At 63.3% G+C, this 22,194-nt stretch carries 15 protein-coding genes; 4 read left to right on the top strand and 11 right to left on the bottom strand.

Annotated features, from left to right (window positions below; all coding sequences use genetic code 11):
* Positions 1–35: 35 nt before the first annotated feature.
* Positions 36–215 (top strand): hypothetical protein, encoded by a 180-nt coding sequence (locus tag J1N02_RS00315; RefSeq protein ID WP_027608577.1) that lies wholly within the window; start codon positions 36–38, stop codon positions 213–215.
* 171 nt (positions 216–386) lie between these two features.
* Positions 387–512: a hypothetical protein gene (locus J1N02_RS00310; protein WP_256097795.1), complete on the top strand. Its 126-nt coding sequence runs from the start codon at positions 387–389 to the stop codon at positions 510–512.
* Here J1N02_RS00310 and J1N02_RS00305 read toward each other — a convergent pair.
* Genes J1N02_RS00305 through J1N02_RS00295 form a run of 3 tightly spaced genes read right to left on the bottom strand, consistent with a single transcriptional unit; the run spans position 509 to position 5,975 of the window.
* A complete protein-coding gene (locus tag J1N02_RS00305) occupies positions 509–1,102 on the bottom strand; it encodes a glutathione S-transferase (RefSeq protein ID WP_092356824.1) in 594 nt (197 codons plus the stop codon). The genes J1N02_RS00310 and J1N02_RS00305 overlap by 4 nt on opposite strands.
* The gene (locus J1N02_RS00300) at positions 1,099–4,737 is read right to left on the bottom strand and encodes an AAA family ATPase (protein WP_421147038.1); all 3,639 of its coding nucleotides are present in this window, start codon (positions 4,735–4,737) and stop codon (positions 1,099–1,101) included. The genes J1N02_RS00305 and J1N02_RS00300 overlap by 4 nt, the downstream gene beginning before the upstream one ends.
* On the bottom strand, positions 4,734–5,975 hold the full coding sequence (locus J1N02_RS00295) for an exonuclease SbcCD subunit D C-terminal domain-containing protein (protein ID WP_092356830.1): 1,242 nt from the start codon (positions 5,973–5,975) through the stop codon (positions 4,734–4,736). Before J1N02_RS00295 ends, J1N02_RS00300 begins: the two co-directional genes overlap by 4 nt.
* A gap of 189 nt (positions 5,976–6,164) precedes the next feature.
* Here J1N02_RS00295 and J1N02_RS00290 point away from each other — a divergent pair, with 189 nt between their 5' ends.
* On the top strand, positions 6,165–6,395 hold the full coding sequence (locus J1N02_RS00290; RefSeq protein WP_133822098.1) for a hypothetical protein: 231 nt from the start codon (positions 6,165–6,167) through the stop codon (positions 6,393–6,395).
* Between the two features lie 284 nt (positions 6,396–6,679).
* On the opposite strand, the gene J1N02_RS00285 is transcribed toward J1N02_RS00290, so the two are convergent.
* From J1N02_RS00285 to J1N02_RS00250, 8 genes are all read right to left on the bottom strand, one after another.
* Positions 6,680–8,320, bottom strand: coding sequence for a BatD family protein (locus J1N02_RS00285; protein ID WP_027608573.1), 1,641 nt, complete (start codon positions 8,318–8,320; stop codon positions 6,680–6,682).
* Positions 8,317–10,056, bottom strand: a complete 1,740-nt coding sequence (locus J1N02_RS00280; protein WP_421147037.1) for a tetratricopeptide repeat protein — start codon at positions 10,054–10,056, stop codon at positions 8,317–8,319. Before J1N02_RS00280 ends, J1N02_RS00285 begins: the two co-directional genes overlap by 4 nt.
* Positions 10,053–11,141, bottom strand: coding sequence for a vWA domain-containing protein (locus J1N02_RS00275; RefSeq protein ID WP_027608571.1), 1,089 nt, complete (start codon positions 11,139–11,141; stop codon positions 10,053–10,055). The genes J1N02_RS00280 and J1N02_RS00275 overlap by 4 nt, the downstream gene beginning before the upstream one ends.
* Positions 11,134–11,628, bottom strand: a complete 495-nt coding sequence (locus J1N02_RS00270; RefSeq protein WP_421147036.1) for a DUF4381 domain-containing protein — start codon at positions 11,626–11,628, stop codon at positions 11,134–11,136. The genes J1N02_RS00275 and J1N02_RS00270 overlap by 8 nt, the downstream gene beginning before the upstream one ends.
* The gene (locus tag J1N02_RS00265; protein WP_027608569.1) at positions 11,625–12,557 is read right to left on the bottom strand and encodes a DUF58 domain-containing protein; all 933 of its coding nucleotides are present in this window, start codon (positions 12,555–12,557) and stop codon (positions 11,625–11,627) included. The genes J1N02_RS00270 and J1N02_RS00265 overlap by 4 nt, the downstream gene beginning before the upstream one ends.
* Positions 12,558–12,562: 5 nt before the next feature.
* Entirely contained in the window at positions 12,563–13,522 is a 960-nt protein-coding gene (locus tag J1N02_RS00260; protein ID WP_003174327.1) for an AAA family ATPase, read from the bottom strand.
* A gap of 187 nt (positions 13,523–13,709) precedes the next feature.
* A complete protein-coding gene (locus J1N02_RS00255; protein ID WP_421147035.1) occupies positions 13,710–16,280 on the bottom strand; it encodes a S8 family serine peptidase in 2,571 nt (856 codons plus the stop codon).
* A 125-nt stretch (positions 16,281–16,405) separates the two neighbouring features.
* On the bottom strand, positions 16,406–16,759 hold the full coding sequence (locus J1N02_RS00250; protein ID WP_065927991.1) for a hypothetical protein: 354 nt from the start codon (positions 16,757–16,759) through the stop codon (positions 16,406–16,408).
* Positions 16,760–17,250: 491 nt separating this feature from the next.
* Here J1N02_RS00250 and J1N02_RS00245 point away from each other — a divergent pair, with 491 nt between their 5' ends.
* Positions 17,251–22,119: an NAD-glutamate dehydrogenase gene (locus J1N02_RS00245; protein ID WP_092356836.1), complete on the top strand. Its 4,869-nt coding sequence runs from the start codon at positions 17,251–17,253 to the stop codon at positions 22,117–22,119.
* The last annotated feature ends 75 nt before the right edge of the window (positions 22,120–22,194 follow it).

Below are 22,194 nucleotides of genomic sequence, written 5' to 3'. Positions count from 1 at the left end.
GGCCATCCAACCGAACGAACACAAGGGTTACCGACATGAACTTGAATCTCTTCTCCGTCATCGCCGCCTCCGCCGTTTCCGCCACCGTCGCCCTGCCTGCCGCCGCCAGCGTGGAAGTCAGCGGCAAAAAATCCAGCACCAGCGCCTACACCCAGAAATACCTGCAACAAAGCGCCAACTTCTACGCCGCCCTGGATCACAAGACCCAGCAATGAGCGCTGATTGACCCTGCACACAAGCAGACGCCAAACCACTGGAACGTAAACGCGCGTTCGAGTGGTTTGGCGTTTGTGCAGCTGTCGAAGAAAAAAATGAGGTAATGGCGCATTGCCATGTGTTTAAATTGACGCTTAAATATTGACGCGCTCTTTCATGGAATCGACAGCATGGCACTTCGACTCGCCGCACTTATCCTCGCCCTTTATTCCACCCCGATCCTGTCATCCGTGCAGTTGACGGACGGCGAACCGGAGATCGCTCGCGAGCGGTTGTTGAGTCTGATCGAAGGCTAAGTCTTCGCCATCACGCCGATAAACAGGGGCGATTGCAGGAATTCTTCCAACCAGCGTTGCAACGCTTTGTACGGCGTACCGGCAAACCATTCGCGGTCCACGTGGGCAAACTGCCGTATAAACGGCGCCAGCGCCATGTCCGCCAGGCCAGGGTGGTCGGCCAGCAGATAGGCGCGAGTGGCCAGCAACCCCTCGAGCTTCTGCAAGAACACCTCGCCTTCGGCTCGATAGTGTTCCACCGGCTGCTCGGGATAGCGTTCGGGGTACTTGTATCGATTCAAGTGATGTTTAAAGGTTGAATCGTTCTCGGCGATCAGCTCAAGTACCGCCGGATCCCCCTGCAATAACCAGTTATCCGGATCATGCCGGGCCAAGGCCCATTGCATGATCGCCAGGCTCTCGTCGATCACCTCGCCATCCACCACCAGCACCGGCACCGTGCCCTTGGGCGACAGTGCCAGCATCTCCGCCGGCTTGGCCTTGAGGCTCACCTCGACAATCCGCACCGCCACCCCCGAGTAGCGCAGCGCCAGGCGTGCGCGCATCGCATAGGGGCAGCGCCGGAACGAATACAGCAGCGCCTCGCTCACTTGACCTCCAGGGTGCTCAGGCCGTTGCCCTGGCGCTTGACCTGGATCTGCACCGGGATGCGTTCGTGCATTTCCTGCACGTGGGAGATCACCGCCACCTTGCGCCCCTGGGCCTGTAAGCCGTCGAGGGCGTCCATGGCCAATTGCAGGGACTCGGGGTCGAGGCTGCCAAAGCCCTCGTCGATAAACAGCGATTCGATCTTCAAGGTGCTGGAGGCCATCGATGCCAGGCCCAGGGCCAAGGCCAGGGACACCAGGAACGTCTCGCCGCCGGACAACGAATGCACCGAGCGCAGTTCATCGCCCATTTCCGTGTCCATCACCAGCAGGCCCAACATGCTGCCGCCGCGCTTGAGACGGTAGCGGCGCACCAGTTGACGCAGTTGCACGTTGGCATGGTGCACCAGCAGGTCGAGGTTGTAGGCCTGGGCGATCTTGCGGAAGGTGTCGCCGGTGGCCGAGCCGATCAGTGCGTTCAGGCGTGCCCAGCGTTGCCACTCGTCATAGGCCTTGGCGATCTGTTCGGCCAGGGCACTGTTGGCGTCCTGGCGACGCTGGTCTTCGGACTGGCGCGCGCGCAGTTCGGCGCAGTGTTTTTCGCCGTCGGCCAAGTGTTGATTGAGCGCAGCCAGGGCGCCGTCGAGTTGTTCGGCGTCCAGGTTGCCGTTGTGCAGGGCCTGGTGTTCGGCGAGGCGTTGTTCGCGTTCCAGCAGCAATACCTTGGCTTGCTCGACGGCTTTTTCGCTGCTGTGCAGATGTTCGCGCAGCGTGGCGATGTGTGTGTCATCAAACGCCAGCAGACGCGCCAGGCCCTCGTCATCCAGCTCGGGGTGCAGGGAGCGCCATTCGGTGGTGCGGGCATCGAGGCTGTGCTGTTCGGCTTCGAAAGCTTGCTCGCGCTCCTGCTGGGCCTTGAGGTCGGCGGCCAGTTGGATCAGTTGGTTGCGGATGTCCTGCAACTGCTGGTTGGCGTCCGTCTCGCTCTGGCGTGCCTGCTCCACGGCCTGTTCCAGTTGCTGTTGCCAGTGTTCGGCGCTGGCGTGCTCGCCCAGCAAGGCCCCGAGTTTTTCCTGGGCGGCCTGCTGCTGCGTGGCCAGCTCGGTAAATTGCTGGTTCAGGGCCTCGAGTTGCTGTTGGCGATGTTGTTGATGGGTCTGTTCTTTCTCGATGGCCTGCTGGCGTTCCTGCTGCTCGGCCAGCTCATCCTTCTGATGGCCCAGTTGTTCAAGGCGTTGGCTGACCTGCTGGTCCAACTGCATAAAGGTCGCGGCCGGGTCGCTGCGCAGGCCTTCCAGGGTGTCGGCGGGGAGCAGGCTGGCGAAGGCGTTGAGTTCTTCGTCGAGGCGCTCGCGGTCGTTGGACAGCTCGCGCTGCTGGTCCACCAGCAATTGGCGCGCCTGCTGGCTCGCGTCCTGGGCGGCTTGCAGTTGTTGCTGCAAGCGCCCGGCGTTTTGCTGCAGGTTGAGCAGGGCGCCCTGGCGCTGTTCGTCCTGGGTGATGCTTTGGCTCAGTTGGCTGAGTTGCTGGGCCAACCAATGGCTGCGTTTGGCTGCGTCCTGATTGAACAGCGAGGCTGCCAGTGGGTGCGCGTCCAGGCTGGGCTGGAGCGCCTGCTGTTGGGTGACCAGCTGTTCCTGTTGTTGCAGGAATTCTTTTTGCTGGGCGATCAGGCCGCCGACTTCACCGCGCAGTTCGGTGAGTTTTTCCTTGAGGGTATCGACCGCTTTCTGCGCCGTGGCCTCTTCGTTGTCGTCGTGGCGCCCGAGGCTGTGCAGCAGGGCTTCGGGCTGGTGGTACGGGTGTTCATGGCTGCCGCACACCGGGCAGGGCTGGCCGTCCTGCAATTGTTCGCGCAATTCCTCGACGCTGGCACTGCGGGCCAGGCGCTGGCGCTCCAAGAGTTGCTTGGTCACCGTCAGGGTCTGTTCAGCCACGGCCAGCTCGGCCTTGGTTTGCAGGCCGGTCTGGTTCAGTTGGTCGCGTTGCCGGGCGGCATCGGCGAGCTTTTGCGTGAGGGCGACCGCTTGCTGCTCCAGCTGCTGCTGGCTGTCCCACAGGCGTGACAGGTCTTCGAAGGCGCGCTGCTGCTTGCGATTGTCCTGCAACAGGCTGGCCAGCAGTTGCACCTGTTCGGCCACGGCATGGGGTTCGGCGCCGGCTTCTTGATACAGCAGGTCGAGGGCTTCGCGTTGCTGGGCAAATTTTTCTGCGGCGCTGGTAGCACGCTGTTCAAGGTCTGGCAGTTCGGCCTGGCCTTTTTTCAGGCGATTACCGATCAGCATCAACTGTTGCAAGCGATCGCGGTAGGCGTTCCAGGCATCGCCCAACGGCGCGAGGGCGCTGCTGCGCTCCAGTTCGGCGGCGAGGCGCTGCAGGCGCTCGTCGACTTGTTTTTGCTTGTCGAGCAAGCCATTCAAGTTGGCTTGACCTTCAGTGCAGGCGGTTTGCGCCAACTGTTTTTCAGACGCAAATTTGCCCAGGCTCTCGGTCAGGTGGGCGAGGGTGTTTTGCGCATCGAAGGCTTGGCGTAGCAGGGGCGCGGCGGCAGTTTGTTGCTGCTGTGCGTCAACCAGCGCCGTCTGGGCCGCGGTCTGCTGTTGTTGCAGTTGCGCCTGGCGGGTCTGCAGTTCAGCCTGTTGCTCGGTGTACTGCTGAATCTGCGCGGCCAGTGGCGTCAGCAAGGTGAGCAGTTCAGCCCTGCGCGCAAACTGATGGCGCTGCGGTGCCAGTTGGTCGAGGCGGCTCAGGTCCTGGCGCTGCGTGGCCTGGTTGTCCCACTCCGCTTGCGCACGCTGGAGCTGCTCGGTGGCACTGCGCTGGCGGTCCTGCCATTCGCGCAGTTCCTTGAGCCAGGTGTGCTGTAACTCCAATTGCTTGAGTTGGGCCTGTTGGGTCTTGAGCTGTTGCTGGGCCGCGTCGAATTGCCGGTCCAGTTCGGCGCGCGCCTCGGGGGCCAGGGGCACCACGCCGGTGGCCTGGTCCTGCAGGTGTTTGTGCGCGTCCTTGGCGTCCTTGGCCTTGTCGAACGCACGGCGGCCGAGCTGGGTGTACAGCGCGGTGTCGGTGAGCTTTTCCAGCAGTTCGCTGCGTTCGTTGTCGTTGGCCTTGAGGAAGGCGCTGAACTCACTCTGGGCCAGCAGCACGGCGCGGGTGAACTGCTCGAAGTTCAGGCCCAGGGCCAATTCCAGCTGGGTCTTGTATTCGGTCTTCTGGCTCGCCAGCAGTTGGTCGCTGTCCAGGTCGATCAGGCTCTGCCGACTGTTCTGCAATTTGCCGCTGGCCTTGTCGCGGGCGCGATTGGCTTCCCAGCGCGCCCGGTAGCGACGGCCGCTGACACCGACAAAGTCCACTTCGGCGTAGCCGCCACCGGTGCCGCGCCGGATCAGGGTGCGTGGATCGCCGATGGAGATATCGCTGTCGGCATCCGGCATCTTGGCCTGGCCGGTATCGCCCAGGCGTGGCACGGCGCCAAACAGCGCCAGGCACAGGGCATCGAGCAGGGTGCTTTTACCGGCGCCGGTCGGCCCGGTAATCGCGAACAGCCCGGCACTGGCCAGGGGCTCGGCGGTAAAGTCGATCTCGAATGGCCCGGCCAGGGAGGCGAGGTTTTTCAGGCGAATGGCAAGAATCTTCATGGCTGTTCACCTGCCTGTTGCACTTCCTGGAGCAGCACGGCGAAATCCTTCAAGGTCTGTTCATCCACTTCACTGCCGTAGCTGTCCTGCCAGGCACGGCTGAACAATTCCTGGGGCGTGAGCTGGTCGAGTTCGATCAGTGCGTCTTCGTTGCTGTCGTCGCGGCGGCCTTGGCCGGCGTATTCGGCGGCGATGCGCACCAGGCGTACGGCCTTGCCTTGCAGGGCGGTTTCGATTTGCTGGCGCAGGTCCGGTTGCGGTTCGTCGAGGCGTACGCGCACTTCCAGCCAGGGGTGGCGCTGGGTTTCGGCGAGCAGGTCGATGTCGGGCAGCGCCTCCAGGGCCTTGAGGATGTCCGCCAGGGGCGCGGCTTCCAGGCGTTGCAGGTTGACCGAGCGGGGAATCAGCAGCGGTTCGACGCTGACCAGTCGTTCGCCCTGGAACGTCACATCGAGGATCTGGTGCTTATAGCCAATTTCGGAAAACGACAGCGGTATCGGCGAGCCGCTGTAGCGAATGCGCTCCTCGCCATTGACCTTTTGCGGCTTGTGCAAATGGCCGAGGGCAACATAGCCGACACTTTTGTCGAACAGTTTGGCCGGCAGCGCCTCGGCATTGCCGATGATCAGGCTGCGCTCGGAATCTTCCGACACCGAACCGCCGGCCATGTGCGCATGGCTGATGGCAATCAACGCCTGGCCTTTCTTGCGTTTGGCGTTGGCCGCCGCGATCAGCCATTCATGGACCTGGCCGATACCCTGCAGGTAGTCGTCACCCAGGTGGGCACCGGTGACTTCCGCCGGGCGCAGGAACGGCAGCGCCAGGCACCACGCGGCGACCTTGCCCTTGGCATCCGGCAGGGGAATCAGCAGGCGTTCGGCGTCCAGCTGGCCGTCGTCCAGCCACAGCACGCGGCCCAGCGCATGGGTGCGCAGGCGCCGCATCAACGGCGCGGGCAGCTCGATCCGCGAGCCGGAGTCGTGGTTGCCGGCGATCATCACAATGGTCAGCTTGGGGTTTTGTTCGTGGGCGCTGATGATGAAATCGTACAGGCGCTCCTGGGCCTTGAGCGGCGGGTTGACCGTGTCGAAGATATCGCCGGCGATCAACAGCACATCGGGTTGCTGGGCCGCGATCTGGCGCAGCAGCCACTCGAGGAAGCAGGCGTGTTCGAAGTCGCGTTCCTGGCCGTGGAGGTTTTGGCCCAGGTGCCAGTCGGAGGTGTGGAACAGACGCAAGGCGAACTCCGTAGAGGAAAAGAGGATGAATGGCCGCCGAAAACAAAGCAGGGCGATAAAGCCGGAGAGTTTACCTGTAAATACCCTGTTACCAGGCGCGCTTGGAACTGACCGCTGATGAACATGCACTCAAAACAGGTCCCAGCTGAAGGTGGGATACCTATGAACTGTTTGAAGGATAAATTGAATATGATTGAAACTAATCCCGGTGGTGATCACCTTCGTTACTCGTTCACCTTACCTCCCCTACATCATCAGACGCCGGAAAGAAAAAGCGAGTCAAAGGAAAAGCCAATGACTCCCAGGGAAGTGCTTGAAAGTGTGACCAATGGAAAGCGCGATCAAAAACTGGCTGAGGCTGGCGCTGATTACGCGCGGTTTATGGTCAACTGGTTCGATTCCGGAAAACCCACATCATAAGGAGCCGATGCAGGAGTGCTCATCGGCATTGTCTGCCAATCAGTAGGGCCTGCTTTAACGCCTTCGTGAACCTTTAGACGGTGGATGTCCTTTGATTGATTATTTCCACGCCCCACGCGGGAATATTCAAAGGAGGGTGTCCACCCTGGATGCGGCCCGCCGCTCCGTCGGCGAGGGTGGTGGCGTTGCTGATCAAATGCACGTCCTGCAATTTTAACGGGCTCTGGATTGCTGGCCTTTAACAATGCAGGTCCCCAGGCAGCACGAGTCAAATCTGGGAGGGCTTATTTGGGATACAGCGGCGGCAAACTGGTGGTGTCCGTCGCCGGGTCCTGCTCGCGCTCGGCCATGGGGATGGCCTTGACCGCACGCCACAGCTCTTCGCCCAGCCAGTATTGACCGCTTTCGCTGTACAGCGCGCCATTGAGCCCATCCAATGCATCCGACAACGGCACGAACCGTGCCGCCATATCCGCCAACGTTTCCGGCTGTTGCCGCGCCCAGGCATCCAGCGCCTGGCGGGTGGCCTGGGGGTCGTTGGCCTGGGTGGCACGCTTGAGGTCGTCGAGCAGGGTGCGCGGGCTCGGGCCGGTTTGCGTGGCGCGCAGTACCGCCGGTTGCCGACGGGCCCGCCACCACAGGCCGAAGCCCAGCAGGGTGGTGCAGGCCAGGAGCAGGGTGCTGAGTTGCCACAGCCACAGGCGGCTGTCGTCCGGTGCGGTGATGATGGTTGGGGTGGCCGGCGTGTCCACCGCCAGGCTGGGGTTGTTGGCCACTTGCAGGGTGCGGGCCGGCAGGCTGGTGCGTTCCAGATGGTCCTCGTGGGTGTTCCACCACACCACCTCGACGGCAGGCAGTTCCAGGGCGCCGACCCGGTTGGGCACCAGGGCCTCACGGTCCTCGCGACTGCCGATCAGGCCACGGTCACTGGTCTGGTTGCCGAGCACCGGCTGGTCCGGGTAGCGGCGCAGGCCGTTGATGTCGGTGCTGGGCAGGGCCGGCAGTTGGGCGCTGGACAGGCCCTCGGCCTTGACGGTCAGGCTGCGGGTCAGGGAGTCGCCGACTTGTACATGTTCCGGCTCCGGGTTCCAGCTCTCGGTGAGCGTGAGGCTGCGGGCCGGCAGCCAGGGGGCATCGACGGGGTACAGCGCGGGCTTGGGCTTGACCGCCAGTGGCAGCGCCGCCGAACTCACATGGATCAGCTTGCCGGGCTTGGTGCCCTGCAGCGTGTTTTCCTGGGGCGGACGCGACTCCACCAGCGTGGCGCTGAACGTCTGCGACGGAATCTCCAGGGTGCCGCTGTGCTGCGGGTAGATCGCGTAGCGGGTTTCGATCACGCCATGGCGGATGCTGTTGATGACCTTTTCGTAGGTGCGCGACTCGCCCAACTGTTCGACACGGGCATCGGGGATCTGCAACGGCGTGAGACTGCTGTCGTCATACAGCGACACCGAGTGGTACACGCGCACGGTCAACAATGCCTGGGCCTGCACATAGACGCTGGTCTGGTCGAGGTTGGCTTCGACAAACACCGGGGCCAGCTCGGCGTTGGTGTCCTGGCTGGTGGTTTCCAGCACTTGCAGGCTGATCGGCTGGGTCGTGTACTCACCCACTTGCAGTGGCGGAATCACCACCGTGCCGTTCTGCTTGGGCAGCAGGGTAATGATCCAGCGCGTGGTCGCATGGTTATCGCCACCCAGTGTCGTGAGTTGGTTGAGCTGGCGCGTGCCGCTGACTTCGAATTGCGCATCCAGGGGCGACAGGTCGGGCTTGCCGAACTGGGTGACATCGCTGGATTCCACCGTCAGTTCCACCGTTTCCCCGGAATTGAGACGGTTGCGGTCGACGCTGGCGACCAGGCTGGCCGCCTGGGCGTGGCCTGCCGACAACGCGAGCAGAAGCAGAAGGGTGGTGCGGCGGCTCATCGAGTCTTGTCCTGATGCTGTTGCTGTTCGTACCAGAATTTGCGTCGCAGCAGTTCGCCGGGATTGTCCGGGATCTCCTGCAGCCATTGTTCCAGGGCCTGGCGGTGTTCACCGTCGAGGTTGGCGTCGGCAGCAAGCAGCGGCGGGGTGGTGGTGTGCTCATCGCCCAACTCGCTGCCCGGCACGTCGTTGCCAGCGGCTGGCGGCGGGGTGCCGGCCTGGGTATCGCCGCTGCCGGCTTCGCCCTGGCCCTGGGACGACTGCTCGCCACCTGTGGCATTTTGCCCAGTGGCGCCCGGTTGCGCAGTTTGGCCGGGTTGGGTGGTTTCGTCATCCTCGTTTTTTGCCTGCGTTTGCGGCTCGGGTTCTGCCTGTTCCTGGATCAGGGCTTCTACCAGGGCCTTGTTTTTCAGTGCCGGTTGCAGGTCGGGCTGGGCTTCCAGGGCTTGTTCGTAGGCGTCGATGGCCGCTTCGAGTTCACCGGACCTGGCCAGGGCGTTGCCGCGATTGTAGTGGGAATAGGCGTCATTACCCTCGGCAAACCGCTTGATGGCCTCGGCATAGTTGCCGGCCTCGTACAGGGCGACGCCTTGCCATTGGGCATCCTCGAAATGTTCGGCGGCTTCGGCGGGGCGTTTCTGCTTGAGCAGGTATTGGCCTTGCTGGTCCGGACGCAGCCACAGATCCTGGAATTCAAAGGCATAGCTGGGTTGGGGCGAGCCCAACAGCAGCAGCGGTAGAAAGAACAACCAGCCGCGCCGCCCGGCGCAGGCGGCCAGCAGCAACAGCGGCAGCAGCAGCCAGTAACCCTGGTCGGCCCAGGTGTCGAGGTGCAGCAACTGGCCGTTATTGCGCAGGGCTTGGGGCGGGTCCAGCACGCCGAGCTGGCGCAGGTCTTTATCGTCCAGGCGTGCGGCCCGGTAGCGTCCGCCCATTTCGCTGGCGAAGGCCTTGAGCGTCGGGCTGTCGAGGCGCGGTACCAGGATTGCGCCTTGTTCGTCCTTGAGGAATTCGCCGCTTTCCTGGGTCACCGGCGTGCCTTCACGGCTGCCGATGCCCAGGATCGACAGGCTCGGCGCCTGGTTGCCCTGCAGCAGCAGGCGAATGCCCTGGCGTTCCTGTTTGGACAGCGATGAGCCGACCAGCAGCAGGCGACCCTGGCCCAGGCCGCCATGCTTGAGCAGGTCCAGGGCTTTCTCCACGGCCAGGTCGGCGCGGTGGCCGGACTCCGGCATGATCGAGGGGCGCAGGGCCTCGAGCAGGTTGCGGCTGGTGGCCAGGTCGTCCGACAGCGGCACCAGGGTGTGGGCGCTGCCGGCATAGACGACGATGGCGGTTTGCGCATCGCTGCGCGCCTGCAACAAGTCGTAGAGTTTGCGCCGTGCCTGTTCGAGGCGGTTGGGCGGGCTGTCGGTGGCGAGCATTTCCGGGGTCAGTTCGAGCAGCACCACCAACGGGTCGGAGGGTTTCTGGCTGGTTTGTTCAACCCGTTGCCAGCTGGGACCCAGCAACGCCAGCACCGCCAACAGCCAGGCGAGGCCCAGCAACACCCATGGCGATTTGCTTTCGCGCCCGCTGCCACCGCTGAGCAGTACGGCGTGGAAGGCCGGCGGCAGGATCATCTGCCAGCGCCCGGCGCGCTTTTGCCGGTGCCACAGCTGCCACAGCAACCAGCCAAGCAGCGGCAGCAGCAACAGCCACCAAGGGCGGAACCAATGCGGCCACAGGGCGATCATCGACGCCTCCGCAGACGCAGGCGTTTAAGGCGCTGGCGCCATTCCGGATGCTGTTGCAGGAAGATCCCCTTGCTCGACAGTTTGTTGAACCCGCGTTGCAGAGCGTTGTTCGGCCAGCGTTCGTGGATCACCAGCAACATGCTCAGGATCAGCGCCAGGGCCAGCGGTCCGCTGTACAGCGCCTGCGCGGGGCGCGCCTGGGTGGGTTGCTGTTCGACGGGCTCGAGCTTGTCCAGTGTCTGCTTGATCGCTTCCAGCTCCTGGCCATCGCGGGCACGGAAGTATTGGCCGCCGGTGGCCTCGGCAATCGCCCTGAGTGCCGGCTCATCGAGGTCCAGGCTCGGGTTGACGCCAAGGATGCCCAGGGAACCGGTTTGCTCGGGGTCGGCACCGATGCCGATGGGGTAGATCTTCACCCCTTCTTCGGCCGCCAGGCGCGCGGCGGTCAGTGGGTTGATCTGCCCGGCGTTGTTGGCACCATCGGTGACCAGGATCAATACGCGGCTTTGCGCAGGCCGCTGGCGCAGGCGTTTCAACGCCAGGCCAATGGCATCGCCAATGGCGGTGTTCTTGCCGGCGATGCCGATGCGCGCTTCATCCAGCCAGGTGCGCACGGTGCGGCGGTCAAAGGTCAGCGGCGCCTGGAGATAGGCCTGGCTGCCGAACAGGATCAGGCCCACGCGGTCGCCTTCGCGGCCTTCAAGGAAGTCGCCGAGCAGGTGCTTGACCAGGTTCAGGCGGCTGACGTCTTCGTCCTGCCAGTGCATGTCGGGGAAGTCCATGGAGCCGGACACGTCCACCGCCACCAGCAAATCGCGGCCGCTGGCGGCAATCGGCAGTGGTTCGCCCAGCCATTCCGGGCGCGCAGCGGCGGTCAGCAGCAGCAGCCACAGCACCACGAAGGGCGCCTGTTGGCGCCAGCCCGGCAGGTTCACCCGCGCACGGCGGCGGGCCAGGCTTTCGAGATCGCCGAGGTAGCTGACTTTAAGGGCGGGCTCGCCGCTGTCGGCCGCCGGCAGGATGAACCGCATCACCCAGGGCAAGGGCAACAGGACGAAGATCCACGGCCAGGCGAACTCAAACATGTTTGCGAATCCAGGTGTCGACCGCTTGGGTCAGGCCGGCGATGGCCTTGTCGTCGAGTTTACATTCGGGTTTGTAGGCTCCCTCCACCAGCACCATCCAGCGCGTGAGGCCGGCGGCGGGGCAACGGTTGTCGAGGAATGCCAGCCATTTGCGGCCGTTGAGGGTATGGCTCTGGCTATAGGGATAGTCGTTGCGGCACAGGCGCTTGAGCAGGCCATTGAGCTGTTGCAGCCAGGCACCGGCGGGCGCGCCATCGTAGGGTTTGGGTATCAGCGCCAATTCCGCCAGGGCGGCGATGCGCAGCGGGTCCAGCGGTTGTTCGGCGCGGGCCAGGGGGCGTCGAGTCGGCAAGAAGCGGCGCAGCGACCACACCCCCCAACCCAGCAGCGGGATGACCAGCAGCAACAGCCACCAGCCCGGCGCGGGCGGCCAGAAGCCGATGGGCGGCGGGGCGATCAGCGGTTGCAGTTGGTCGAGGCTGCTCATTGCTTTTTAACCGGGCGTTGCGGGTTGAGGTATTCGCGCAGTTGTTCGACCATTTCGCTCTGGGTGCTCAGGGGCATCAGCAGGATCCGCAGTTTCTGCGCGAGCAGTTCCCAGCGGGCGATGCGCGCTTCGGCCTGGGCCTTGTAGGCCTGGCGCAAATCGAAGTTCAGGGTATCCAGTTCCAATTGCGCCCCACGCTGCGCAAAACGCAGCAGCCCGGCGGCAGGGAGCGCGTGGTCCAGCGGGTCGGAGATCGGCAACAGCAGCAAGTCGCAATGGCGTGACAGCAGGCTCAATTGCTGCTCGGCGCCCTCGGTGAGGGCACGTTCGTCGCAGATCACGATTACCAGGCTGCCGGGACGCAGCACTTCGCGGCCACGGCGCAGGGCCATGCCCAGGGCGTCGGCCTCCGGGCGGCTTTCGGTGTCCAGGCTCTGGTTGACGCGCACCAGGCGGTTGAGCAATTGCAGCAGGCTTTGCTTGCTGCGGCGCGGCTTGATTTCGTAGTGCTCGTTGTCGCCGAACACTAGCCCGCCGACGCGGTCGTTGTGCCCCAGCGCGGCCCAGCCGATCAGGCTGGCGGCTTGAGCGGCGAGCACCGATTTGAACATTTGCCCCGAGCCGAAAAACAGCCGGCAGCTTTGCTCCACCATGATGAAAATCGGTCGTTCGCGTTCTTCGTGGAACAGCTTGGTGTGCGGCTCCTGGGTGCGCGCGGTGACGCGCCAGTCGATGGTGCGCACGTCGTCGCCGGCCTGGTACACGCGCACCTGGTCGAAGTCGACACCGCGCCCGCGCAGCTTGGAGTGGTGCAGGCCGATCAGCGGGCTGCGCTGGCTTGGCGTGGAAAACAGCTGCACTTCGCGCACGCGGTGGCGCATCTCGATCAGCTCGCTGAGCGTGACGCGCACCCCATCGCTTGCGTTCATCGACTTCAAGCGACGGCAACGACGTCGAGAATGCGTTGCACCACACGGTCCTGGTCAATCCCGGCCGCTTCGGCTTCGAACGACAGGATGATGCGATGACGCAGCACATCGAACAGCACCGCCTGGATGTCTTCCGGGCTGACAAAGTCGCGACCGGCCAGCCAGGCATGGGCGCGCGCGCAGCGATCGAGGGCGATGGAGCCACGGGGGCTGGCGCCGTAGGCGATCCACTCGGCCATCTCGGGATCGAACTTGGCCGGGGTGCGCGTGGCCATGACCAGTTGCACCAGGTATTCCTCCACCGCATCGGCCATGTACAGGCCGAGGATTTCCTTGCGCGCGGCAAAGATCGCCTGCTGGCTGACACGGCGCTCGGGCTTGGTTTCGCCGTTGAGGGCTTCGCCACGGGCCTGTTGCAGGATGCGCCGTTCGACGGCCGCGTCGGGGAAGCCGATCTTGACGTGCATCAGGAAGCGGTCGAGCTGGGCTTCGGGCAGCGGGTAGGTGCCTTCCTGCTCGATGGGGTTCTGCGTGGCCATCACCAGAAACAGCGGGGACAGGTCGTAGGTACTGCGCCCGACGCTGACCTGGCGCTCGGCCATGGCCTCCAGCAGCGCCGATTGCACCTTGGCCGGGGCGCGGTTGATCTCGTCCGCCAGTACCAGGTTGTGGAAGATCGGCCCTTGCTGGAACACGAAGCTGCCGGTTTCCGGGCGATAGATCTCGGTGCCGGTGATGTCGGCGGGCAACAGGTCGGGGGTGAACTGGATACGATGGAACTGCGCTTCGATGCCTTCGGCCAGCTCTTTGATCGCCTTGGTCTTGGCCAGGCCCGGCGCGCCTTCCACCAGCATATGGCCGTCGGCGAGCAGGGCGATCAGCAGGCGATCGATGAGTTTTTCCTGGCCGAGAATCTGCGTAGAAAGAAAGGTTCGCAGCGCGAGCAGCGCTTCACGATGTTCCATCGATGACGGTTCCTGGAGAGATGAGCCTGTGCGTCATGTAACAAACGACAGCCTGGGGCGCCTACTTTAATGCATGGCAGGGGGTGGCGACTAACGGCACGCGGGGTATTTTTAGCAAAACTTGTAGGAAAATTGTGTGAGAGGCACAAAGGGCGGTGAGCAGGCGTGCCCGCTCACCGCCTCTGCTTCAACGGCAGGGCACCCCGGGATGCCAAGGCTGGCTGTGCACGGCAGAGTTGAGATCCGGGCGTTTGTCGCGGCTGTAGAAGTTCTGTTTGTAGACCATGCCGTTGTACGCCACCGACTCTGCGTAGGTTGAATACACCTTGGTGGGCGACCACGCCGGAATGTCGCGGCAACTGCCCGAAGGTGGCGGGGCCTTGACGGTGATCGGTTTCTCCAGTCGCAGCGTACCGCCGCGCCCGTCACTGACCACGACACTGACGGTGACGCGGGTATCGCCGCTGACGGCAGGGGCGGTGAGGGTGACGCTGCGGGTATTGCCGATGGTGCCGGTGAAGCCGGTCGGGCGCGTCCAGGTGTAGCTCATCGGGTCGCCGTCAGGGTCGCTGGCGTTGGCGATGAAGCTCACGACCTGGCCCGAATCGACCGTTTCGCTGCCCTGCAGGCTGCCGACGGGTGGGCGGTTGGCGGGGGTGCCGGTGGTCACCGTGAGGGTGTGGCTGGCGGTTGCGCGGCGCTCGCGTTCATCGGTGACGGTCAGGGTGATGACGCGTGTTCCCGCCGTATTCGGGGCAATGAAGCTGCTGGACGCTTGCGCCGAAGAATCCGGGTTGAAGCCAGTGGCCGCCCAGGCGAAGCGCAAGCCTTGGCCCGTGGAGGAAGCCCCCGATAGCAGCACCGCCTTGCCGGCTTCAACACTGGAGGGGCCGGTGATCCTGGCGACCGGCAGCCCGCTGCCGCAGGTGCCCAGGCGTCGCCAGGGCTTGGCGGAGCCGGTTTCAACAAAGTTCAGATCGGGACGAGCGTTTTGCGTCCAGTGCGCCACTTGGTAGCTGTAACCGCTGTAGGAGACTTTTTCGCCGACCACGGCATACACCTTGCTCGCAATCCAGGGAGCGGCGCAGTCGCCGACCGGAGGCGCGTCAGGGGCCTTGATGGTGATGTTTTCCCTCAGGTTGAGGGTGTGGGTGCCGTCGGACACCGCCACGGAAATCGAGGTCAGGGTATCGGCGGTTACGGGCGGTGCGGTCAATGACAAGGTCGGCCCATCCCCGTCCGGAGGGGTAAACCCGTCGGCATTCCAGCGATAGGTCAGCGGTTTTTGCGTGGGCGATTGCGCATAGACATGGCCGTTGAACGTCTCTCCCGATTTGGCTTGCTCGGGGATGGCCAGCCGGCCCGTGGGCGGTTGGCCGGTGCCGTCGGCAAGCAGTTTGCGGATGGCGGCCTCCAGGTCCGGCTGCACGCCAATCTCGGTGCGGTTGCCGTTGGCTTGTGGATAGCCGGTTTCTACCAGGATCCTGCGCAGTTCCTTGGGGGCGAGGTTGCCCAGGCCATTGGCCCGCGCCACACCTTGCAGCGATGCCATCACCCCGGCAATGATCGGGTTGGCGGACGAGGTGCCGCTGTAGGTGTGGGTATAGGCGCTGGTGGGGTTGGCGGTGGTCCAGGTCGTCGTGGTGACGGAGCCGCCCCAACTGAACAGGTCGACGCGTCGGCCGTATTGGGAATAATAGGCTCTCAAACCGCTCGTGGGGTACACGGCGCCCGCGTAGATGCTGCCGGAATCGAATCTGTTGCGATCAAAGTAGCCGTTGAAGTAGGGGTGGTCCAGGTTGATATTGCCGTTTGCCGCAGCCAGTACGACATGCACACCTTTTTCCATGGTCAGGTAGGTAATGATGTCGCGTACCGTTCGGTTGTATTCCACGGGCATGTAGCAGTTATGGCTGCAACCGACTGCTGGAAAGGGCGTGTAATTCATATGCACGCCCAATTGCACCACATCGCCGGGGCTCAGCAGTTCGGCGGTTTGCAGCAATCGGCTGGGGCCATATTGCGAATAACCCAGTTGTGCATGGGGCACGATGCCGGTGGTGCCGAAGCCGTTGTCCCTGGAGCCGATGGTGCCGACGCTGGCCGTGTCGTGGTAGCCGGTGATGGCCCCTGCATCGACTTCCAGAAAAGGTTTGGGCAGGTCCACGTGGTTGTAGGCCCAATGATCGATCTCCGAAGAGATCACCCGCATGTTGTTGCCCTTGCCACCGGGTACGGTCCAGGCCTTCACCGCGTTTACACCGCCGATGTTGTAGGGCGGTACGGCTTGTCGGCCGAGCAGGTAGTACTGGCGTCCGGTATGGTCCGGTATGCCGCTGCGCGCACTGCCCGCGATGGGTTCGGCCTTGTCCTCGTGCATGCCCTCCACCACGGGTTCAAAGTCGACGTCTTCTATGACCGGGTCTTGCTTGAGTTGCTGGCGCAGTGCGTCAGCCTGCCTGTGGCTCAAGTGGCGGGTGTCGACGATGTAGTAGCGGTCCAGTCGATGCCGGCGCAGGGCTTCTACATCCGCCAGCGTGCGGGCCTTGCTCGGCGTTACCAGCGGCTTGATGTTGGGCACGCGGTGCTGGAAGGTGCTGGAGGGGTCGACGAGGTCCTGAAGATTTCGCGACCTGGATCCGTCGTCTTTGATCAGCAGGATCAAATGTGAGTAGTCAATGTTGGCTGCGGATGCCGCCAGCGCTGATGAAGCCGTGGCCAAAAGGCCAATAGCCAGAAACTTGCTGATGGATTTCATCGAGGCACCCGTGCAGTCACCGTTGCTTTGCTCAGCTAAGGCCGGAAACACGGGGCCGGGTACTGTTAGAAATAACAGTACCGACCAACGGTCAAGGGCATCGGTGAAGGCTGCGCCAGTGCGATTCAGGCGCGGATGTAGGTGCCGGTGCCCTTGAGAATGTTCTGCAGGGTCTGTTCCACTTCTGCCATCTCCGCTGCGGCGGTGGCGTGGGTTATCTCCAATTGGTCCTTGCCGCCCAGTGCATCGGCATCGCCCGCCGCCAGCTCTACCCGCAATGTCGTATCGCTGAGGGTGACTTTCAGCCCATCCAGGGTCGACGGCTCGTAGTCCCAGGTCAGCTCCACTTCGTCTTCGTCGGGGTAGCGGGTGAGCATGAACATCTCGCCGTTCCTGCCGTGGCAGCAGAGCATGGCCATGTTGTCTTCTTCGTCGTCGCACGGGGTGGCCATCAGGGCGTCGGTTTTCAGTTGCAGCATGGGGAATCCTGTCTGGGGTAGGGCGTTGCGTAGGCAATTGTGCCATTGCGGCGAATTTTGTGCTGCTTCCTGTGTCAGACCCAGTGCATGACCTGTCGGGCTCTACCAGTCATTTTCGGTACTCGGTGGCGGAAAAATAGCCGGTTTTTCTACCGGAAATTCCGGGTTGCCCAAGTCGCAACCCCAAGCCTGCGTACCGATGACCGAATATGTCGCAGCACCGCAAGCACCCGGCTTCCCACACTCGTTAAGCTGCGCAACGGATGTGCACGTGCCAGGCGCCTGACCTGCCCGTCGTACCGTCACCCGGCAAGGTGCGCATCTTATGGAAGTTGTATGTGACCTCATTGTCTTGTCCAGCTTCACCCACCTGTCACCCTGATTCGTTTATGGTGCTTAACTCGTTACCTGCGAACAGAGCTGACGGTCTCCCCACCAGGGGATAACACGCGACGCTTCCATCAATAACAAGCCCAAGCGGAGTACCACAGATGGCGTTCTTCACCGCAGCCAGCAAGGCCGACTTCCAGCATCAACTGCAAGCGGCACTGGCGCAGCACATCAGTGAACAGGCACTGCCACAAGTGGCGCTGTTCGCTGAACAATTCTTCGGCATCATTTCCCTGGATGAACTGACCCAGCGTCGCCTTTCCGACCTGGCCGGTTGCACCCTGTCTGCCTGGCGCCTGCTTGAGCGCTTTGATCACACCCAACCGCAAGTGCGGGTCTACAACCCCGATTACGAACGTCATGGCTGGCAATCGACCCACACTGCGGTCGAAGTGCTGCACCATGACCTGCCATTCCTGGTGGACTCGGTACGCACCGAGCTGAACCGCCGTGGCTACAGCATCCACACCCTGCAGACCACCGTGCTCAGCGTGCGCCGTGGCACCAAGGGCGAGTTGCTGGAAATCCTGCCCAAGGGCACCCAGGGCGAAGGCATCGAGCAAGAATCGCTGATGTACCTGGAAATCGACCGCTGCGCCAACGCCGCCGAACTCAACGTGCTGAGCAAAGAGCTTGAGCAGGTACTGGGCGAAGTGCGCGTGGCTGTGGCCGATTTCGAACCGATGAAGGCCAAGGTCCAGGAGCTGCTCGACGGTATCGACGCCAGCCCGTTCGGCATCGACGGCGAAGAAAAAGCCGAGATCAAGAACTTCCTGGAATGGCTGGTGGGCAACCACTTCACCTTCCTCGGCTATGAAGAGTTCGTGGTACGTGACGAGGCGGACGGCGGTCATATCGAATATGACGCCAACTCGTTCCTCGGTCTGACCAAGCTGCTGCGCGCCGGCCTCACCGCCGACGACCTGCGCATCGAAGACTACGCCGTGTCGTACCTGCGCGAGCCGACCGTGCTGTCGTTCGCCAAGGCCGCGCACCCAAGCCGTGTACACCGCCCGGCTTACCCGGACTACGTGTCGATCCGCCAGATCGATGCCGACGGCAAGGTGATCAAGGAGTGCCGCTTCATGGGCCTCTACACCTCGTCGGTGTACGGCGAAAGCGTACGCGTCATCCCGTATATCCGCCGCAAGGTCGCGGAAATCGAGCGTCGCTCGGGCTTCCAGGCCAAGGCGCACCTGGGCAAGGAGCTTGCTCAAGTCGTTGAAGTGCTGCCCCGTGACGACCTGTTCCAGACCCCGGTCGACGAGCTGTTCAGCACCGTGATGTCGATCGTTCAGATCCAGGAACGCAACAAGATCCGCGTGTTCCTGCGCAAAGACCCGTACGGTCGTTTCTGCTACTGCCTGGCCTACGTGCCGCGCGACATCTACTCCACCGAAGTGCGCCAGAAGATCCAGCAAGTGCTGATGGATCGCCTGAAAGCCTCGGACTGCGAGTTCTGGACCTTCTTCTCCGAATCCGTGCTGGCGCGCGTGCAGCTGATTCTGCGGGTCGACCCGAAGAACCGCCTGGACATCGACCCGTTGCAACTGGAAAAAGAAGTGGTGCAGGCCTGCCGCAGCTGGCAGGACGACTACTCCAGCCTCGTTGTGGAAAGCTTCGGCGAAGCCCACGGCACCAACGTGCTGGCGGATTTCCCGAAAGGCTTCCCGGCCGGCTACCGCGAGCGTTTCGCTGCGCATTCGGCTGTGGTCGACATGCAGCACCTGCTCAGCCTCACCGAAGCCAACCCGCTGGTAATGAGCTTCTATCAGCCGCTGGGCCAGGTGTCCGGCCAGCGCGAGCTGCATTGCAAGCTGTATCACGCCGATACCCCGCTGGCGCTGTCCGACGTATTGCCGATCCTGGAAAACCTCGGCCTGCGCGTGCTGGGTGAGTTCCCGTACCGCCTGCGTCATGCCAACGGCCGCGAGTTCTGGATCCACGATTTTGCGTTCATCGCCGCCGAAGGCGTGAACCTGGACATCCAGCAGCTCAACGACACCCTGCAGGACGCGTTCGTGCACATCGTGCATGGCGATGCCGAGAACGATGCGTTCAACCGCCTGGTACTCACCGCCGGCCTGCCATGGCGCGACGTCGCGCTGCTGCGTGCCTACGCCCGTTACCTGAAGCAGATCCGCCTGGGCTTCGACCTCGGCTACATCGCCAGCACCCTGAACAACCACACCGACATCGCCCGCGAGTTGACCCGGTTGTTCAAGACCCGCTTCTACCTGGCGCGCAAGCTCACCGCCGATGACCTGGAAGACAAGCAGCAGCGCCTGGAACAAGCGATCCTCACCGCCCTGGACGACGTCCAGGTGCTCAACGAAGACCGCATCCTGCGTCGCTACCTGGACCTGATCAAGGCCACCCTGCGCACCAACTTCTACCAGACCGACGCCAACGGCCAGAACAAGTCGTACTTCAGCTTCAAGTTCGACCCGCGCGCGATCCCTGAGCTGCCCAAGCCGGTGCCGAAGTTTGAAATCTTCGTCTACTCGCCCCGCGTCGAAGGCGTGCACCTGCGCTTTGGCAACGTGGCCCGTGGCGGCCTGCGCTGGTCCGACCGTGAAGAAGACTTCCGTACCGAAGTGCTTGGCCTGGTCAAAGCCCAGCAAGTGAAGAACTCGGTGATCGTGCCGGTGGGCGCCAAGGGCGGCTTCCTGCCGCGTCGCCTGCCACTGGGCGGCAGCCGTGACGAGATCGCGGCCGAGGGCATCGCCTGCTACCGCATCTTCATTTCCGGCCTGTTGGACATCACCGACAACCTCAAGGATGGCGCCCTGGTGCCGCCGGCCAACGTCGTGCGCCATGACGACGATGACCCGTACCTGGTGGTAGCAGCGGACAAGGGCACCGCGACCTTCTCCGACATCGCCAACGGCATCGCCATCGACTACGGCTTCTGGCTGGGCGATGCGTTCGCCTCCGGTGGTTCCGCCGGTTACGACCACAAGAAAATGGGCATCACCGCCAAGGGCGCGTGGGTCGGTGTGCAGCGTCACTTCCGTGAGCGCGGCATCAATGTGCAGGAAGACAGCATCACCGTGGTGGGCGTCGGCGATATGGCCGGTGACGTGTTCGGTAACGGCCTGTTGATGTCCGACAAGCTGCAACTGGTCGCGGCCTTCAACCACCTGCATATCTTCATCGACCCGAACCCGAACCCGGCCACCAGCTTCGTCGAGCGCCAGCGCATGTTCGAGCTGCCGCGTTCGGCCTGGACCGACTACGACACCAGCATCATGTCCGAAGGCGGCGGTATCTTCTCGCGCAGCGCGAAGAGCATTGCTATCTCGCCACAGATGAAGGAACGCTTCGACATTTCGGCCGACAAGCTGACTCCGACCGAACTGCTGAACGCCTTGCTCAAGGCGCCGGTGGACCTGTTGTGGAACGGTGGTATCGGCACCTACGTCAAGGCCAGCACCGAAAGCCACGCCGATGTAGGCGACAAGGCCAACGACGCGCTGCGCGTCAACGGCAACGAGCTGCGCTGCAAGGTGGTGGGCGAGGGCGGTAACCTCGGCATGACCCAGCTGGGCCGTGTGGAGTTCGGCCTCAATGGCGGCGGCTCCAACACCGACTTCATCGACAATGCCGGTGGTGTGGACTGCTCCGACCACGAAGTGAACATCAAGATCCTGCTCAACGAAGTGGTGCAGGCCGGCGACATGACCGACAAGCAACGCAACCAGTTGCTGGCGAGCATGACCGACGAAGTCGGCAGCCTGGTGTTGGGCAACAACTACAAGCAGACCCAGGCCCTGTCCCTGGCTGCGCGCCGTGCCTACGAGCGTGCCGCCGAGTACAAGCGCCTGATGAGCGACCTGGAAAGCCGTGGCAAGCTGGACCGCGCCATCGAGTACCTGCCGACCGAAGAGCAGCTCACCGAGCGCGCTTCTACCGGCAAGGGCCTGACCCGTCCGGAACTGTCGGTGCTGATCTCCTACAGCAAGATCGACCTCAAGGAAGCGCTGCTCAAGTCGCTGGTCCCGGATGACGACTACCTGACCCGCGACATGGAAACCGCGTTCCCACCGAGCCTGGTGGCCAAGTTCGGCGAAGCCATGCGTCGCCACCGTCTGAAGCGCGAGATCGTCAGCACCCAGATCGCCAACGACCTGGTCAACCACATGGGCATCACCTTTGTTCAGCGACTCAAGGAGTCGACCGGCATGAGCCCGGCGAACGTGGCCGGTGCCTACGTGATCGTGCGCGACATCTTCCACCTCCCGCACTGGTTCCGCCAGATCGAAGCCCTGGACCACCAGGTCTCCGCTGACGTGCAATTGCAGTTGATGGATGAGCTGATGCGCCTGGGCCGTCGTGCCACGCGCTGGTTCCTGCGCAGCCGTCGCAACGAGCAGGACGCCGGCCGTGACACCGCGCACTTCGGTCCGCACCTGGCCGCGTTGGGCCTCAAGCTCGACGAACTGCTGGAAGGTCCGACCCGCGAAGGCTGGCAGACCCGCTACCAGGCCTACACCGAAGCCGGCGTGCCGGAGTTGCTGGCGCGCATGGTTGCAGGCACGACCCACCTGTACACCTTGCTGCCGATCATCGAAGCCGCTGATGTGACCGGGCATGACGCCGCCGAAGTGGCCAAGGCCTACTTCGCCGTCGGCAGCGCCCTGGACCTGCCGTGGTACCTGCAGCAGATCAGCGATCTGCCCGTGGCCAACAACTGGCAGGCCCAGGCCCGCGAAGCGTTCCGCGACGATGTGGACTGGCAGCAGCGGGCGATCACCATTTCCGTCCTGCAAATGGCCGACGCGCCACAGGACATGGAAGCCCGCGTGGCCCTGTGGCTTGAGCAGCACAAGGACATGGCTGATCGTTGGGTCGCAATGATGGTGGAAATCCGTGCTGCGGTCGGCACGGACTACGCCATGTACGCGGTGGCCAACCGTGAACTGCTGGACCTGGCGTTGAGTGGTCAGTCGGTGCTGCAACCGGCTTGATGCCTGGGTAAAACCAATGTGGGAGGGGGCTTGCCCCCGATAGCGGTGGGTCAGTCATGTATGTGTTGACTGACA

Origin of the sequence: Pseudomonas sp. NFX5 (assembly GCF_049132125.1) — a bacterium.
GTDB lineage: Bacteria > Pseudomonadota > Gammaproteobacteria > Pseudomonadales > Pseudomonadaceae > Aquipseudomonas > Aquipseudomonas marginalis.
Note: the sequence above shows the minus strand (reverse complement) of the source record. Positions and strands in the feature narration are given on the sequence as shown.